Here is a 16,135-nt window from a genome sequence, read left to right as displayed (position 1 = left end):
AGGAGGGCTGCCACCGCATGAGCGGCGCCATCACGTACACCATTCCCGGCATGCGGGTGCGCGAGCAGTTCGTCGACGTGCCGCTGGACTGGTCCGACCCCGGGCGCGGCACGATCCAGCTGTTCGTCCGCGAGCTCGTCGATCCGGCTCGGGCCGGCGAGGACCTGCCCTGCCTCGTCTACCTCCAGGGCGGCCCGGGCGGGAAGGCACCGCGCCCGCTGGACCGGAGCGGCTGGCTCGGCGTGGCGCTGGGGACGCACCGGGTGGTGCTGGCCGACCAGCGCGGCACCGGCCGCAGCACCCGGATCGACGGCCGCCGGATGAGCGCGTTCGCGACCGCCCGCGAGGGCGCGGACTTCCTCTCCTGCTTCCGGGCCGACGCCATCGTGGCCGACCACGAGCACCTGCGCCGGACCCTCTACGGCGGCCGGCGCTGGTCCACGCTCGGCCAGTCCTACGGCGGCTTCCTCACCATGACGTACCTGTCGCGGGCCCCCGAGGGGCTGAGCAGTTGCTACGTCACCGGCGGGCTGCCGGCCCTCGACCCGTCGGCGGCCGAGGTCTACCGGCGCACCTATCCGCGGGTGGAGGCCAAGAACGCGATCTTCCACCGGCGTTACCCGCACGCGGCCGAGCGGGTCGCCCGGATCGCCGACCGGCTGGCCGAGGGCGGGGTGCGGCTGCCCGACGGCGACGTGCTGACCGTCCGGCGGATGCAGTCGCTGGGCGTCGACCTCGGGATGAAGCCCGGCCACGAACGTCTGCACTGGCTGCTCGACGAGGCATGGAGCGGCGACGAGTTGTCGGCGACCTTCCTGCACCAGGTGCTGGCCAGGACCTCCTACAGCGACAACCCGCTCTACGCGGCCCTCCAGGAGAGCGTCTACGCCCACGGGCCCGGCCCGACCGGATGGGCGGCGCAGGCCGAGCTGCCGCGGCACCCGCGGTTCGCCGAGGACGCCAGGCCGCTGCTGTTCACCGGCGAGATGATCTACCCCTGGATGTTCGAGGAGATCAGCGAACTGCGCCCGTTCCGCGGGGCGGTGGAGTTGCTGGCCGAGCGGGAGAGCTGGCCGCCGCTGTACGACCCGGAGCGGCTGGCCGCCAACGAGGTCCCGGTCGCCGCCGCCGTCTACCACGACGACATGTACGTGGACGCCGGACTGCAACTGGAGACCGCGGCCCGGGTCGGCAACCTCCAGACCTGGATCACCAACGAGTACGAACACGACGGCGTCCGCGAAGACGAGCGGGTGTTCACCCGGCTCGGCCAGATGGTGCGCGACGCAGGAGGAGGAGTCCCCGCATGACCGGTTCCACGAAGCCCTGGCACGGAGTCCACGTCGCCACGGCCCTGCCCTTCCACGCCGACCTGTCGGTGGACTACGACGCCTACGCCGAGCACGTCCGCTTCCTGGCGGCCGGCGGCTGCGACGGGGTGACGCCCAACGGTTCGCTGGGCGAGTACCAGACGCTGACCCCGGAGGAGCGGGCCCGCGTCGTCGAGACCGCGGTCGCGGCCGCGCCCGACGGGTTCGGGGTCATGCCGGGGGTGGCGGCGTACGGCGCGCTGGAGGCGCGCCGCTGGGCCGAGCAGGCCGCCGCCGCCGGGGCCACCTCCCTGCTGCTGCTGCCGCCCAACGCCTACCGGGCGGAGCGGGAGGCGGTGGTGCAGCACTACCGCGAGGTCGCCAAGGTCGGTCTGCCGGTGGTGGCGTACAACAACCCGATCGACACCAAGGTCGACCTCACCCCCGAACTGCTCGCCGAGTTGCACGCCGAGGGCACGATCGTGGGGGTCAAGGAGTTCACCGGCGACGTCCGCCGGGCGTACCAGATCAACGAGCTGGCGCCGGGCCTGGACATCCTCGTCGGCGCCGACGACGTGCTGCTCGAACTGGGCATGGCCGGCGCGGTCGGCTGGATCGCCGGCTACCCCAACCTGATCCCGCAGGACACCGTCGAGCTCTACCGGCTCGCCACCTCCGGCGACCCCGCCGACCTCGCCCGGGCGCTGCCGGTCTACCGCGACCTGCATCCGCTGCTGCGCTGGGACTCCAAGATCGAGTTCGTGCAGTCGATCAAGCTGTCGATGGACATCGCAGGTCTCAAGGGCGGCGCCTGCCGGCCGCCGCGGCTGCCGCTGGCGCCCGAGCTGATCGCCCGGATCACCGCCGACACCGAGGCGGTCCTCGCCAAGGGCTACAAGTGAGGTCCCGCCGCACCTTCCACGCCGTCGACTCGCACACCGAGGGCATGCCCACGCGGGTCGTCGTCGGCGGCGTCGGCACGATCCCCGGGGCCACCATGGCCGAACGGCGGCGCTGGTTCATGGCCAACAGCGACGACGTCCGCACGCTGCTGATGTACGAGCCGCGCGGGCACGGCGCGATGAGCGGGGCGATCCTCCAGCCGCCGACCCGCCCGGACGCGGACTACGGCGTGCTGTTCATCGAGGTCTCCGGCCTGCTGCCGATGTGCGGCCACGGCACCATCGGCGTGGCCACCGTCCTGGTCGAGACCGGGATGGTGCCGGTGGTCGAGCCGGTGACCACCATCCGGCTGGACACCCCCGCCGGCCTCGTCACCGCCTCCGTGGCGGTCGAGGACGGCGCGGCCACGGCGGTCACCATCGAGAACGTCCCGTCGTACGCCCACGCGCTGGACGCCACCGTGCGGGTGCCCGGCTACGGCGAGGTGCGCTACGACCTCGCCTTCGGCGGCAACTTCTACGCGATCGTCGAACTCGCCGACCTCGGGCTGCCGTTCGACCGGGCCAGGGCCGGCGACCTGCTCGATGCCGGGCTGGCGGTCATGGCCGCCGTGAACGACGCCGACCGGCCGGTGCACCCGGAACGCGACGACATCTCCGGCTGCCACCACGTCTACCTCAAGGCCCCCGGCTCGACCGCCGAGCTGTCGCGGCACGCCATGGCCATCCACCCGGGCTGGTTCGACCGCTCGCCGTGCGGCACCGGCACCAGCGCGCGGATGGCGCAGCTGCACGCCCGCGGCGAACTCGTCGTCGGGCAGGAGTTCGTGAACGAGTCCTTCATCGGTACCCGCTTCACCGGGCGCCTGCTCGGCGAGACCACCGTCGGGCCGCACCCCGCGGTGCTGCCCGCCATCACCGGACGCGCCTGGGTCACCGGCACCTCGCAGTTCCACCTCGACCCGAGCGACCCCTTCCCCGCGGGGTTCCTGCTGTGAACGTGCCGTCCTCCCCGAACCTGCGGAGCCTCGGCCAGCGCGAGACGCTGCGCGAACGCGTCCGCGACGCGCTGCGCGCCGCGGTCATCTCCGGCGAGCTGGAACCGGGCGCGGTCTACTCCGCGCCCACCCTCGGCGCGCGCTTCGGCGTGTCATCCACGCCCGTCCGGGAGGCGATGCTGGACCTGGCCAAGGAGGGTCTGGTCGTCGCCCAGCCGAACAAGGGCTTCCGGATCACCGAGGTGTCCGAGCAGGACCTCGACAACCTGGCGGCGGTGCGGCTGCTCATCGAGCCGCCGACGGTACGCGCCTGCGTCCCGGTGATCCCCGAGGCGGACTTCGCCGCGCTGCGGGAGCTGGCCCAGGCCATCGTGGACGCGGTCGACCGCGGCGACCTGGTCGGCTACGTCCGGGCGGACCACGTCTTCCACCTGGCCCTGCTCGGCTACAGCGGCAACCGGCACCTGGTGGACGTGGTGTCCGACCTGCGGACCCGGACCCGGTTGCTCGGCCTGGCCCCGCTGCTGCGCAGCGGCCGGCTGAGCACGTCGGCGGCGGAGCACCACGCGTTGATGGACCTCGTGGAGGCGCGCGACGCGCCGGCCGCCGAGGAGCTGATGCTCCGTCACATCGGCCATGTCCGGGGGCTGTGGGCGAGCGGAGCGGAGGAGTCGTGAGCGCCGCCCCCCGGGGCACCGTCCCCGCCATGGCCGTCCACGCGAAGGCCGTCCCCGCCACGGCCGTCCACGCGGCGGCGGGCTCCGGAAGCCCGGACCTGCTTGTCGTCGGGGCCGGGGTGGTCGGAGCGGCGGCCGCGTACTTCGCGGCGCTCGCCGGGCTGCGGGTCGTCGTCGTGGAGCGCGGCGCCCTCGCGGGCGGCACCTCCAGCGCGGGCGAAGGCAACCTGCTGGTCTCCGACAAGGAGGCCGGGCCCGAACTCGACCTGGCGCTGCACTCGCAGCGCGTCTGGCGGGAGGACCTGGCCGAGCACGCCGGCCGCTGGGAGTTCGAGGCCAAGGGAGGTCTCGTCGTGGCCGCGACCGGCCAGGGCCTTGCCTCGCTGCGGGAACTCGGCGCCCACCAGCGCGCCCGCGGGGTCGAGGTACGGGATGTCGGCCGCGCCCACCTGCACGACTACGAGCCGCACCTGTCCGACGGTCTCGCCGGCGCAGCGTTCTACCCGCAGGACGCCCAGGTGCAGCCGATGCTGGTGGTGGCGCACCTGCTGCGGCTGGCCCGCGACCTGGGCGCCCGGGTGCGCACCGGCATCGAGGTGACCGGGTTCCTGCGCGCGGGCGACCGGATCACCGGGGTGCGTACCACCGCGGGCGACCTCCCCGCGGGCGCCGTCCTCAACGCGGCGGGCACCTGGGCGGGCGAGGTCGCCGCGCTGGCCCGCGTGTCCGTGCCGGTCCGCCCCCGGCGCGGGTTCGTGCTCGTCACCGAGCCCATGCCGCCGCGGACGATCCGGCACAAGGTCTACGCGGCGGAGTACGTCGGCGACGTCGCCAATTCCGACGCCGCCCTGCAGACCTCGCCGGTGGTGGAGGGCACCGCCAGCGGCACCATCCTGATCGGCGCGTCGCGCGAGCGGGTCGGCTTCGACCGCACGGTGTCCCTGCCCGCGATCAGCACGCTCGCGGCCAAGGCCGTCGCGCTGTTCCCGATGCTGCGCGAGGTCCGGCTGATGCGGACCTACCACGGCTTCCGCCCGTACTGCCCCGACCACCTCCCGGTGATCGGCGCCGACCCGCGGGCGCCCGGGCTGTGGCACGCCTGCGGCCACGAAGGCGCCGGCATCGGCCTCGCGGCCGGCACCGGCAAGCTGATCGCGCAGGCCCTCACGGGCACCCGACCGGACCTGGGCCTGGCGCCGTTCGCCCCCGACCGCTTCCCCGAGCAACCCCGGCACACCGAGGGGGTTTCCCCGTGACCTACCGGATGACCTTCCGCGGCGCCTCCGTTCCGGCCGAGCCGGGCCAGAGCGTCGCCGCCGCACTGGTCGCCGCCGGCATCCTCGACTGGCGCACCACCCGCGGGGCGGGCCGTCCGCGCGGCCTGTTCTGCGGCATCGGCGTCTGCTTCGACTGCCTGATCACCATCGACGGTGCCCGCGCCGAACGCGCCTGCCTGATCCCGGCGGCCGACGGCATGCGGCTGGGCGACGCCCTGGAGCCCGGCGAGGACGACCCTCCCGGCCGGGACACCGACGGCGAACGCGACGACGAGAGCGACGACGCGGACGGGGAGGAGAACGGCGATGCCGCACACCCATGACGTGGCCGTGGTCGGCGCCGGCCCCGCCGGTCTCGCCGCCGCCGTCCAGGCGGCGGAGGCGGGGCTGGACGTGGCCCTGGTCGACGCGGCGGGACAGCCGGGCGGCCAGTACTGGCGGCACTTCGACGAGCGGTGGGCTCGCCCGGAGGACCGCGAAGGGCACCACGGCTGGCCGCTCTTCACCGACCTGCGCGAACGCCTGTACGCGCTGAGGGACACCGGGCGCGTGCGCTACCTGCCGGGCCGTCAGGTGTGGCTCGCCACCCGCGACGGCGACGGCGATGGCACCGGCACCGGCACCGGCTCCGGCGGGGCGTTCACCCTGCACCTGTCCCCCACCGTGCCGACCGAGGCGAGGGCCGCGGATACGGCTGCCGGGCGGGAGAGCGTCGTCGCCCGCGCGTTGATCCTGTGCCCGGGCGGCTACGACCGCCAACTGCCCGTCCCCGGCTGGGATCTGCCCGGGGTGATGGCGGCCGGTGGGGTCCAGGCGCTGCTCAAGGGGCACCGCACCCTCGCCGGCAGGCGCGCTGTCGTGGCCGGCACCGGGCCGTTCCTCCTGCCGGTGGCCACCGGCCTCGCGCACGCCGGCGCGCGGGTCGCGGCCGTCGTGGAGGCCAACGCCACGCTCGGCTGGCTGCGCGACCCGCTCGGCGCGGTGTCCGCGCCGAGCAAAGGGGTCGAGGCCGCGCAGTACGCCGCGACCCTGGCGCGGCGCCGCATCCCCTACCGGAGCAGGACCGTCGTGCAGGAGGTCCTCGGCGATGGCAGGGTCGAGGCGGTGCGGACCGTGCGGGTGGACCGCCACGGCCGGCCGGCCGGACCCGGACGGGAGACCGCCGCGGATCTGGTGGCGTTCGGCTGGGGCTTCACGCCCTCGCTCGAACTGCCGCTCATGCTCGGCGCGTCGACCCGCCAGGACGTCGACGGCTCGCTGGTCGTGGAGGTCGACGCCCTGCAACGCAGCAGCGTCGGGAACGTGTACGTGGCCGGCGAGGCCACCGGAGTGGGCGGGGCCGCGCTGTCGGTCTGCGAGGGCCGGCTGGGCGCGCTCGCGCTGGCCGCCTCGCTCGGCCGCCCGCTGGGCGGCACCGTCGGTACGGCCGCGATCCGGCGCCTCCAGGCCCGGGTCCGGCGGGGCCGGCGGTTCGCCGGTGCCATGCACCGCACCTATCCGGTGCCGGCCTCCTGGCCGCGGTGGCTGGCGGACTCGACCGTGGTGTGCCGCTGCGAGGAGGTCACCTACGGCGAGTTGCGGCAGGCCCACGACGACCTCGGCGCGACGGACGCGCGCACCCTGAAGATGCTGGCCAGGCCGGGAATGGGCTGGTGCCAGGGCCGGGTCTGCGGCTTCGCGACCGCGGGCATCGCGGCCTGCCTCGACGGGCGCCGGACCACCGCGCAGGACCTGCGCCCGCTCTCCGGGCGCACCCCCGCGGTCCCGGTACCCCTCGGCGAACTCGCCGCCGCGGCCGAGGACATGGCCGAGGACACGGCCGAGGGCCGGACCGGCAAGGACCCGTGGGCCGGCGACGGTCCTGCCGGGCGGGACGGTCCATGACGGCGGCGGCCGACGACGCCGCCTCGGGTCCGGCCCGGATTGTCGGACCGCCCCGGTACGGTCGGCGCATGAGAGCCAAGGGAACCTTCACCGTCAAAGCGTTCGTCCCGACCGGGCTGGAGCCCGACCCGGCCGTTTCCACCGGGCTTCCGGTCAGTGTGGCGACGATGGAGAAGCAGTTCGAAGGCGAGGTCGCCGGCCGCTCGGCGACTTTGTTCACTGCCGCGTTCGACCAGGCGGCGGGCGGCGGCACCTACGTGGCCATGGAGTCGTTCGAAGGCTCGCTGCACGGCAAGCAGGGCTCCTTCAACTTCGTGCACTCGGCCTCGACGTCCGGCAGCGACCGCACGGCGGAGTTCTTCACCCTCGTGCCCGCCAGCGGTACGGGCGAGTTGACCGGGATCGCCGGCGCCGGTGGGCTGGCCGTCGACGCCGACGGCACGCATCGCATCTGGTTCGACTACCAGCTCGACTGACCGGCTGCCGCCGGTGCCGGGCACGCGGCAAGCCCACCGGCAAGAGCCCGCCACGCCCGCGACAAGGTGAGCGGGCGCTACACGCCACCTTCGGACGCCGGGACAGTCACGCGAGCCCGGCAAGCCGATCCGCACCGGCAGCAACGGTTCGAGCACCGGGCCACCCAGCGGATCGCCGGGGCTCGGCTCGCCTCCGCCGCTGCGCGGCGCCGGGGCACCTGACGGGCGGGCCGGCGCTGTTCGTCGGACGGGTGTCGCCGGCCCCGGGACCGGTCACAGCTGTGTGGCCGTGCGGACCAGCCCGGCGAGGGCGAGGGAGCGGCTGTGCGCGGGCCACGCGAGGTGGGTGACGACGGGCGGCGCGTCGGAGAGCGGGACGGCGGCGTGCTCGGCCCACAGCCAGGCGCGGGCGGAGTCGGGGAAGACGGCCGTCGTCCGCCCGAGGGCGATCAGTTGGGCCAGCTGCGTCTGGTCGTGGATCTCGGGGCCGGGCCCGGGCGGGTAGCTGCCGTGCCGGGGCCAGCGGGCGAGCGGGAGGTCGGGGATGTCGCTCACGTCGGCGAGGGTCAGCGTCGTGCGTGCGGCGAGGGGGTGCCTGGCCGGCAGGATGGCGATCTGCCCCTCCGTGAGCACTTCCTCGCTGTCGAACCCGGCGAGGGAGTTGAACGGCGTGTGCATGAGCGCCACGTCGGCGCGGCCGTCGCGCAGCAGCTCCGCCTGCTCGCACATCCCGCAGGGCAGCACCTCGATCTCGGCGGCGTCGGGCTCGGCCGCGTAGGCGTCGAGGAGTCTCTGCAGCAGTTCGTGGGACCCGGCGGCCTTCAGCGCCAGCACCAGGCGGGTGCGCGGGCCGCCGGGACGGTCGGCGCCGCCGGCGCGACGGGTGCGGCGGGTGGCGGCGCTGACCGCGTCGAGGGCGGCGCGGCTCTCGGCGAGCAGCACCTCGCCGGCGCCGGTCAGGCGGACACCGCGGCGGTTGCGCTGGAGGAGGGTGACGCCGACGCGCCGCTCCAGTTGCTGGATCGCCCGGGACAGCGGCGGCTGGGCCATGCCGAGCCGCTCGGCGGCGCGGCCGAAGTGCAGTTCCTCGGCGACGACCGTGAAGTACCTCAACTCGCGGGTCTCCAAGGTGTCCCGGCTCTCCACGGTGGCCCCGGTCTCGGAAGTGTCCATGTCCCCCACCGTACCTCCGGTGATACCTACCAGGTATGACAGGGCACCGTATCGGTGTTGGCCGCGCGAGACCTCCTGGAGCGAGCATCGGCGGCATGAGCGAAACGAGGATCGCGCTGGTGACCGGCGCGAACAAGGGAATCGGGTACGAGATCGCGGCCGGGCTCGGCGCCCTCGGATACCGGGTGGGCGTGGGGGCGCGCGACGCGGCCCGGGGCGAGGCCGCCGTCGCGAAGCTGCGCGCCGCGGGGGTGGACGCGTTCGGGGTACCGCTGGACGTGACCGCTGACCGCAGCGTCGGCGACGCCGTACGGCTGGTCGAACGGCAGGCGGGGCACCTGGACGCCCTGGTCAACAACGCCGGGATCTCGGGAGAGACCGGGCCGGGGTGGGTGCAGGACCCGACCACGCTCGACCTCGACACGGTCCGCGCGGTCGTGGAGACCAACGTCATCGGCGTCATCCGCGTGACCAACGCGATGCTGCCGCTGCTGCGGCGCTCGACGTCTCCGCGCATCGTCAACGTCTCCAGCAGCGTCGGCTCCCTGAGCTTGCAGGCGGACCCGGACATCGACGTCGGCCCGATCATGGCCGCCTACGCGCCGTCGAAGTCGTACCTCAACGCCGTCACCGTGCAGTACGCCCGGCACTTCGCCGGCACCGGCATCCTGATCAACGCCACCTCCCCGGGCCTGGTCGCGACCGACTTCACCGGCTTCGCGGGGCCCCGTACCCCCGCGCAGGGCGCGGCCACGCCGATCCGGCTCGCCACCCTGCCCGACGGCGGACCGACCGGTTCCTTCTTCGAGGACGACGGCGTCATCCCCTGGTGACCGCTGCCCACCTCCGCTGACCTCCGCTGACCGCCGCTGACCGCCGGTCCGTATCGGGCAATGCCCGGGACGGGCCGGCGGTCGCGCGCCTAGGATCAGCGGCCATGGTTGATCTCTATCCTCCGACCGATCCGTACGAACACGGCTTTCTCGACACCGGGGACGGCAACCGCTTCTACTACGAGCAGCTCGGCAACCCCGACGGCAAGCCCGCCCTCGTCGTCCACGGCGGCCCGGGGTCGGGCGCGATGCGGCGGCCGACCCGGGCCTGGGACCCGGAACGCTACCGCGTCATCCGCTTCGACCAGCGCAACTGCGGGCGCAGCACCCCGCACGCCAGCGACCCCGCGGCGGACATGAGCCTGAACACCACCCAGCACCTCATCGACGACATGGAGCGGCTGCGCGAACACCTCGGCATCGAGCGGTGGTTGCTGAACGGCGCCTCCTGGGGCGCCACCCTCGTCCTGGCCTACGCCCAGCAACATCCGCACCGGGTCACCGAGATGGTCATCCCCGCGGTGACCACGACCCGCCACGCCGAGATCGACTGGCTCTACCGGGGAGCCGGCCGGTTCCGCCCCGAGGCGTGGGACCGGTTCCGCGACGGCGTCCCCGAGGACGAGCGCGACGGCGACTTGACGGCGGCCTACGCGCGGCTGATGGAGAACCCCGACCGGGCGGTACGGGAGAAGGGCGCCGCCGGCTGGCTCGCCTGGGAGGACGCGATCGTCTCCGACGAGCCCAACGGCAAGCCCGGCATGTACAGCGACCGGGAGATCGACGCGCAGATCGCGTTCGTCCGTATCTGTGCCCACTTCTTCAGCCACGGCGCGTGGCTGGAGGAGGACCAGATCCTGCGCGACGCCCACAAGTTGGCCGGCATCCCGGCGGTGCTCGTGCACGGCCGGCACGACGCGGGCAGTCCGGTGCAGACGGCGTGGGAGCTGGCGAAGGTCTGGCCGGACGCGCGGCTGCACATCATCGAGGACTCCGGGCACGCCGGCAGCGACGCGTTGGGGGCGACGGTCCGCGCGGCCATCGAGGAGTTCAAGGACCGTTGATCCCGGCCTCGGGGCACGGACGGCACCGCCCGGCGTGATCGGTCCGGCGGTGCCGTCCTCGTCGTCCGTCTCTTCCTCGTCTCGCCCCCGCCGCCCCCGCCTCGACCGGCCCTAGGCGATCTGCCAGAGCTGGAGCGGTGAACCGGTGTCCGCCTCCTGGGTCAGCAGGGCGCCGTCCGACGTGGAGGCGGTGGTCAGCAGCAGACCGCTCTTCTTGGCGACCAGGGCGTAGCCGCCGCTGCGCGGGGTCACGGTCCAGTGCTGGTTGTCGGCGTCGGTGCACGTCCACTGCAGGACGGCCGCTCCGGCCGCCGTCGATCCGCCGTCGACGTCGGCGCACAGGTGGGAGGAGCCGTTGACCAGGGAGTAGCTGCCGTCGGTGTGGTAGGTCAGCTGCCACTGCTGGTTGGCCGTGCCGCCCGGTGTCCACGTGATCAGCCGGGTGCCGGCGGCAGCCGAACTGCCCGGGTCGTCCATCGCCTTGCCCGCCGTGGTGAGGACGTGGGTGCCGCTGAACCGGCCGCCGTACACCTCGAAGGAGTAGAGCGAGTAGCCGTATGCGGACCCGCGCGCGGTGCCGTACACGCGCACGTAGCGTCCTGAGCCGGTCAGACCGGTCAGGTCCTGGACCCCGCCGGTGCCGGTGGTGGTGGAGTAGACGGTCCGCCAGGTGGTCGCGTCGTCGGAGACCTGGATCTGGAACGCCTTGCCGTAGGCGCTCTCCCAGCGCAGCACGACGCGGCTGACGGCCGTCGGGGAGCCCAGGTCGACCTGGAGCCACTGCGGGTCGCTGTAGGCGCTCGACCAGCGGGTGCCGGCGTCGCCGTCGGTCGCCGCGCTCGCCGGGAAGGCGCTGGTCTCGGTGCTGGACGCGGTGGTCGGCCTGCCCAGCGCGAGGTCGCTCTCGGTGGCCGCCGGCCAGGCCGGGTTGTGGCCGACCGCGGCGATGATCGCGGTGAACCCGGCATAGGTGCTGACGGGTTCGGGCGACCCCCAGGTCTGCTGGGCGAGGGCCCGTAGCGGGTACATGATGCCCGAGGCGATCTGGTCCTCGGTCTCGGCCGTGGGGTTGTCACACCAGACGTGGAGCAGCGAACCGCGGTTGCGGGCAGGGTCGCTGACGGTGTTCGAGCCCTGGAAGGTGTCGGGGGTCCAGTTCTCGTACATCCACTGGGTGTCGGGCTTGTCGCCGCCCAGCACGTAGTAGGTGGGCGTCCAGGAGTCGTTGGCGACGGTGTGGCCCGCGTCGACCAACTGCTGCGGGGTCAGGCCGTAGTCGTACCAGTACTCCACGATGATGTCGGCGTTCGGCGTGACCGTCCCGTCGCCCGACTTGATGCCGTCGTTCCACATGCGAGCGGTCTTGCCGCCGGCCCGGACCAGGGAGTCGGCCCAGTTCACATAGCCGTAGTAGGCGTCCCTGGCGGTGGCGGTGGCACCGTAGTGGGCGCGGGCGTAGGTCAGCAGTTGGGGGTACTGGCTGTAGTCCGTGACGTACTCGTCGGCGCCGATGTGCCAGTAGGGCCCGGGGAACAGCGGCAGGTACTCGTTGATCAGATCCCGCATGAGGGCGTAGGTGCCCGGCAGGGACAGGTCGATGAACTCGTTGCTCGCGACACCGGTGCTGCTGGTGAGCCGCAGTTCCGGATGGGCGGCCAGGATGGTGTTCATGTGGCCGGGGGCGTCGATCTCGGGCACGACCGTGACGTGGTACTCGGCGGCCACCGCGAGGATGTCCCTGATGTCCTGCTTGCTGTAGTGGTCGGGCGCGACGATCTCCGGGTGGGTGCTGCTCTCCAGCCGGAACCCGTAGGTGTCCGACAGGTGGAAGTGGAAGTAGTTGAGTTTCAGGTAGGCCATGTCCTTGATGTGCTGCTCGATCCAGCCGACGGTGAAGAACTTCCGTCCCGCGTCGATCATCAGGCCGCGTTCGGGCTTGGTCGGCGAGTCCAGCGCGGTGCCCGCCGGGATCGTCGAGGACTGGCGCAGCAGTTGCAGCACGGTGCGGGTGCCGTAGAACACGCCCGTGCCGGTGGAACCCTGCAGGCTGACCGTCGCGCCGACGGTCATCCGGTAGCCCTCGGCGGGCAGCGAGGAGTCGCCGAGGGTCAGTGCGATGTCGCCGGCGGCGGCGGTGCCGGTCGCCACGGTTACGGTGCGGCCGGCCAGCTTGCCCAGGTCGTCGGCGAACGTGGCCGCCTCGCCCGCGAGTTGGGTGGCGTAGGCGGATGCGACGACGATCCGCGAGGTGGCACCGAAGGTGTACGCACCGGTCCCGGCCGTCCACTGGCGCAGCGCCGGGATGGTGTGCGGCGCCCCGGTGGCGGCCTGCGCGTGGTCCGCGCCGGTCAGCGACGGCACCACGAGCACCGCCAGCGCGCACGCCAGGGAGGCGACCAGCGCCACCAGATGCCTGAGCGTTCTCATGTGGTCCTCACAGGAGGTAGAGGGAGCTGCAGTTGGGGGGTGCATCTGTGCGCCTGACGGTTCGCGTCACGCGACCGAGATCGAGATCGAACAGGAACGAACATCGCGGACGGAGTTCCGCGCGGGAGCGAGGACTCCGTTCCCGCCTACGGACCACGGCAGCAGATCCGATCGCCGATAGTGCAGCGCAAGGATCATCCGGTGTCAACACACGCGCGAAAACTCGGCCGAACGATCAGCTTCGCGCAAACCGGCGCCCGCCATCGTCGATTCCCGCCCGGCATCGCGCACCGTGCGCATCGTCAGGGAGGGCCTTCACCCGCACCCGCGCACCCCTTGACGGGGATGTGGACTAGACCACATCGTAGGACTGTCGTCCCGTCAAGGGGTGTCGGTTTGCGTTGGAGTCTGGTCGGCTGTGGCTGAAAGCGATCGCCGGTCGAAACGGGGGCCGGGGCCGGTGCCGCTACCGCGCGCTTCGCTGGGAGGGGTGCGAGCCGGGTGAGGAGCCGGCCGGCTTCGCCTGGGCGTCAGGGCGGCCGGGGTGCCGGTGAAGGGTGAAGGTGGCCTCCCGGGTGGCGCCAGCCGCGCCGGAGAGGTCGACGACGAGGGTCAGGCCCGGTGCCGACCGGGCGACGGTGACCGCGTCGTCGCCGCTCACCAGGGTTCCGCCCAGGGCGAGTTGGACCGTGACGGTGGAGGCCGCGCGGGAGGGGTCGGAGACTCCCACGAGCAGGCGACCGCCGGCCTGCCGGGTGAGGACGGAGCAGGGCGCGGAGACCGTGATGCCGCCGGCGGAGCCCGCGGCGAAGAAGTTCGCCGCGGTCACGCCGCTCGCGCTGTCCCGGACCGCCTGGACGGAGGCGGTGTTGGACAGCACGGTGACGGTGGGCCTCGCGGCGCGCCTCGCCGTCGCCGCCGCGCTCGCACCGGGCAGCAGGACGTAGGCGTACGAGGCCGAGGCCGGCGCGGTGCCGTGCGGCAGGCACAAGGAGACGTACTGGCGGGTCAGCGAATCGGGCGTGCCGGACACCGTGTTGATGTCGCTCCAGGCGCCGACGCGGGACGTGCGGGCCGCCTGCACGGTGGCGCCGCCCGGGAACAGGTAGCCGCCGACGTCCGCCAGATGGGCCCAGGACCTCACGGACCGGGTGCTCGTCCAGCCGGCCGTGCCCGGCTGGGCGACGCCGTCGATCGTGAGGACGTTGGTGCCGTTCTCGTGCAGGTTGCGGTTCTCCACGGTGGTGACCACCTCGGCTCCGCTTCCGCCGCTGATGCCGGCGCCGAGGCAGACGACGGAGTCGTCCAGGAAGAACCAGGACTTCTTGGCGGTCAGGGTGGAGCCGTACTGCTGGAAGTCCATCCCCGCGCAGCCGTACCCGCCCGCCGGGCTCGCTCCTCCGACCCAGGTGGCGGTGGGCCGGGTCCCGGTGCCGGCCGCGTCGGCGAGGCTGAGGGTGTCGACGGTGGTGCCGGGCAGCCGGGTCGGGTCGACGGTCGGCCAGTAGGCGTCGGTGTAGTGGCTCGGGTCGGCGGCCAGGTAGAGGTAGCCCATGCCGTCGCCGGTGTGCCAGCCGTGCAGGTTCTCGCCGTTCATCGACTCGTACCGGGCCACCCGGGCCGAGGACATCGCGAGGGCGTGCGCCCAACCGTCGCGGCGGTGCACGGCCCGGTCCATGGCGGGGAACTGGACGTGCCCGGGGAGTTCCGCGGCGGGGGCGAGGGAGGCGTCGTCGAGGACCGGCTGTGCCAGCGCGATGGCCGGCACGGTCGCGGTGTCGGCGAACGGCGCGTACGCCTCGCCTCGGGTGATCCAGCCCTTCGCCAGGCTCTTGAAGTGGTCGGCCTGCGCGGGGGTCGGGGCGGACGCGGCGGCTCGCAGGACGGACTGGATGACGAGGTTGCCGTCGGCGAAGTCCGTTTCGGCCGGGCGGCTGACGGCTCTGCCGCGGACGGCGTCCATGCACAGCCCGTTCCATATCCACGGCCGGAAGGCACTGTCGACCGAGGTGTACACGTTCGCCGCCGACGGGTCGGTGATCGCCCAGCCGGAGCCGGTGAGGAGCTGGAAGAGGGCGGCGAGGTCGCGCAGCAGGACCATGCCGTAGGTGCCGGTGTAGGGGATGTAGGTGTGCTGGACGAACGAGCCGTCGGCGTACAGGCCGTCCCCGGAGGTGACGTACGGGAACACGTCGGAGAGGGCGGCGACCGCCGTGGTGAGGCGTTCGCCGCTGCCGCCGAGGATGCCGCGCACGGCGACGACCTGGCACAGGTCGACCCGGTTGGCTCCGGTGGAGGTCGACCGGGTGCTGCCGTACTTGTTGAACTTGGGGTCGGGGACGAAGTGGTCGACGGCGGCGAGGTGGTTCGCGAGCTGCGCCGGTGACAGCAGGGGGTACACCAGGATGGCCGCGCTGGTCAGGGCGGCGGGCACACCGATCTCCCACTCCCACCAGTTGCCGAACTCTTCGGTGTCGGCGTTGTACGCCTGCGTGTGGAGGAAGTCGAGACCGTCGACGATCGCCGCGCCGAGCGCGGGGTCGCCGTGCAGGGTGCGCCCGCTGCCGTCGGTGGCGGTGGTGCCGGGGGTGGCGTACGCGGTCGCCATGGTCGCCAACTGCTTGTGGCCGGCGGTGATGTTCGCCGGGACGGTGAGGGTCTGTCCCGGCCAGAGCGAGTTCGCGGAGGTGTCGGCGGCCAGGGTGTTCCACAGGCCGGTGGCGGTGGTGGACAGGTCGGACAGGGCGGTGGCGTACGCGTCGTCGGTGGGGTCGATCGCGCCGCCGGTGAGGATCTCGGCCCACAGCGAGCGCAAGGTGGCGTAGGCGTCGTCGGTCGTGGCGGACGTCGCCGTGGCGGACGCGGCCGTGGAAGCCGCGGCGCCGGGGCCGAGTTGGAGCGCGCCGGTCAGACCGCCGAGCGCGACCGCGGCCGCGGTCAGGAAGCCGCGGCGGCTGACGGGTGGAGCGATGTTCTCGTGCATGGTGTTCCTCCGCTGCGTGATGGGGTGGCGAGGGACATGGCGAGGGACGCGCGGGACCGCCGCGCGCAGGGGAGAGCCGCGGGAGAACCGCGGGGTGGGGAAGGTGGTGGGCGGCGGGCCGGCACCGGGGC

General features: G+C 73.3%; 13 protein-coding genes. 10 read left to right on the top strand and 3 right to left on the bottom strand.

Annotated elements, in window-relative coordinates; genetic code table 11:
- Window positions 1–17: 17 nt before the first annotated feature.
- From AB0399_RS30595 to AB0399_RS30560, 8 genes are all read left to right on the top strand, one after another.
- A complete protein-coding gene (locus AB0399_RS30595) occupies window positions 18–1,310 on the top strand; it encodes an alpha/beta fold hydrolase (protein ID WP_366413551.1) in 1,293 nt (430 codons plus the stop codon).
- A complete protein-coding gene (locus AB0399_RS30590) occupies window positions 1,307–2,212 on the top strand; it encodes a dihydrodipicolinate synthase family protein (RefSeq protein WP_329361208.1) in 906 nt (301 codons plus the stop codon). Before AB0399_RS30595 ends, AB0399_RS30590 begins: the two co-directional genes overlap by 4 nt.
- Window positions 2,209–3,210 carry a proline racemase family protein gene (locus AB0399_RS30585; RefSeq protein WP_366413550.1) on the top strand — a complete coding sequence of 334 codons (1,002 nt, stop codon included), beginning with the start codon at window positions 2,209–2,211 and terminating at the stop codon, window positions 3,208–3,210. Before AB0399_RS30590 ends, AB0399_RS30585 begins: the two co-directional genes overlap by 4 nt.
- A complete protein-coding gene (locus tag AB0399_RS30580; RefSeq protein WP_366413549.1) occupies window positions 3,207–3,887 on the top strand; it encodes a GntR family transcriptional regulator in 681 nt (226 codons plus the stop codon). Before AB0399_RS30585 ends, AB0399_RS30580 begins: the two co-directional genes overlap by 4 nt.
- Window positions 3,888–3,916: 29 nt before the next feature.
- Complete coding sequence (locus AB0399_RS30575; protein ID WP_366413572.1) at window positions 3,917–5,143, top strand: FAD-binding oxidoreductase; 1,227 nt, start codon at window positions 3,917–3,919, stop codon at window positions 5,141–5,143.
- Between the two features lie 8 nt (window positions 5,144–5,151).
- Window positions 5,152–5,487, top strand: coding sequence for a (2Fe-2S)-binding protein (locus tag AB0399_RS30570; protein ID WP_366413571.1), 336 nt, complete (start codon window positions 5,152–5,154; stop codon window positions 5,485–5,487).
- Complete coding sequence (locus AB0399_RS30565) at window positions 5,471–7,048, top strand: NAD(P)/FAD-dependent oxidoreductase (protein ID WP_366413548.1); 1,578 nt, start codon at window positions 5,471–5,473, stop codon at window positions 7,046–7,048. The genes AB0399_RS30570 and AB0399_RS30565 overlap by 17 nt, the downstream gene beginning before the upstream one ends.
- Before the next feature lie 68 nt (window positions 7,049–7,116).
- Window positions 7,117–7,524: a DUF3224 domain-containing protein gene (locus AB0399_RS30560; RefSeq protein WP_366413547.1), complete on the top strand. Its 408-nt coding sequence runs from the start codon at window positions 7,117–7,119 to the stop codon at window positions 7,522–7,524.
- Between the two features lie 273 nt (window positions 7,525–7,797).
- Here the strand turns inward: AB0399_RS30560 and AB0399_RS30555 are convergent, their stop codons facing one another.
- Entirely contained in the window at window positions 7,798–8,697 is a 900-nt protein-coding gene (locus AB0399_RS30555) for a LysR family transcriptional regulator (protein ID WP_366413546.1), read from the bottom strand.
- Window positions 8,698–8,792: 95 nt separating this feature from the next.
- Here AB0399_RS30555 and AB0399_RS30550 point away from each other — a divergent pair, with 95 nt between their 5' ends.
- Together AB0399_RS30550 and pip are read left to right on the top strand one after the other, a co-directional pair.
- Window positions 8,793–9,530 carry an SDR family oxidoreductase gene (locus AB0399_RS30550; protein ID WP_366413545.1) on the top strand — a complete coding sequence of 246 codons (738 nt, stop codon included), beginning with the start codon at window positions 8,793–8,795 and terminating at the stop codon, window positions 9,528–9,530.
- 104 nt (window positions 9,531–9,634) lie between these two features.
- Window positions 9,635–10,594: a prolyl aminopeptidase gene (pip, locus tag AB0399_RS30545; RefSeq protein WP_366413544.1), complete on the top strand. Its 960-nt coding sequence runs from the start codon at window positions 9,635–9,637 to the stop codon at window positions 10,592–10,594.
- Window positions 10,595–10,705: 111 nt separating this feature from the next.
- On the opposite strand, the gene AB0399_RS30540 is transcribed toward pip, so the two are convergent.
- Window positions 10,706–13,021 carry a family 20 glycosylhydrolase gene (locus tag AB0399_RS30540; RefSeq protein WP_366413543.1) on the bottom strand — a complete coding sequence of 772 codons (2,316 nt, stop codon included), beginning with the start codon at window positions 13,019–13,021 and terminating at the stop codon, window positions 10,706–10,708.
- 466 nt (window positions 13,022–13,487) lie between these two features.
- Window positions 13,488–16,004 carry a polysaccharide lyase 8 family protein gene (locus AB0399_RS30535; RefSeq protein ID WP_366413542.1) on the bottom strand — a complete coding sequence of 839 codons (2,517 nt, stop codon included), beginning with the start codon at window positions 16,002–16,004 and terminating at the stop codon, window positions 13,488–13,490.
- Between the last annotated feature and the right edge of the window lie 131 nt (window positions 16,005–16,135).

The sequence above is a fragment of the Streptomyces sp. NPDC088194 genome (genome assembly GCF_040702025.1).
Taxonomy (GTDB): Bacteria; Actinomycetota; Actinomycetes; order Streptomycetales; family Streptomycetaceae; genus Actinacidiphila.
Note: the sequence above shows the minus strand (reverse complement) of the source record. Positions and strands in the feature narration are given on the sequence as shown.

What these genes read in the sequence shown, in the direction of transcription:
- AB0399_RS30595 (WP_366413551.1), top strand. Translation starts at nt 18, where the DNA reads ATGAGCGGCGCCATCACGTACACCATTCCCGGCATGCGGGTGCGCGAG.
- AB0399_RS30590 (WP_329361208.1), top strand. Translation starts at nt 1,307, where the DNA reads ATGACCGGTTCCACGAAGCCCTGGCACGGAGTCCACGTCGCCACGGCC.
- AB0399_RS30575 (WP_366413572.1), top strand. Translation starts at nt 3,917, where the DNA reads ATGGCCGTCCACGCGAAGGCCGTCCCCGCCACGGCCGTCCACGCGGCG.
- AB0399_RS30570 (WP_366413571.1), top strand. Translation starts at nt 5,152, where the DNA reads ATGACCTTCCGCGGCGCCTCCGTTCCGGCCGAGCCGGGCCAGAGCGTC.
- AB0399_RS30565 (WP_366413548.1), top strand. Translation starts at nt 5,471, where the DNA reads ATGCCGCACACCCATGACGTGGCCGTGGTCGGCGCCGGCCCCGCCGGT.
- AB0399_RS30560 (WP_366413547.1), top strand. Translation starts at nt 7,117, where the DNA reads ATGAGAGCCAAGGGAACCTTCACCGTCAAAGCGTTCGTCCCGACCGGG.
- AB0399_RS30555 (WP_366413546.1), bottom strand. Translation starts at nt 8,697, where the DNA reads ATGGACACTTCCGAGACCGGGGCCACCGTGGAGAGCCGGGACACCTTG.
- AB0399_RS30550 (WP_366413545.1), top strand. Translation starts at nt 8,793, where the DNA reads ATGAGCGAAACGAGGATCGCGCTGGTGACCGGCGCGAACAAGGGAATC.
- pip (WP_366413544.1), top strand. Translation starts at nt 9,635, where the DNA reads ATGGTTGATCTCTATCCTCCGACCGATCCGTACGAACACGGCTTTCTC.
- AB0399_RS30540 (WP_366413543.1), bottom strand. Translation starts at nt 13,021, where the DNA reads ATGAGAACGCTCAGGCATCTGGTGGCGCTGGTCGCCTCCCTGGCGTGC.
- AB0399_RS30535 (WP_366413542.1), bottom strand. Translation starts at nt 16,004, where the DNA reads ATGCACGAGAACATCGCTCCACCCGTCAGCCGCCGCGGCTTCCTGACC.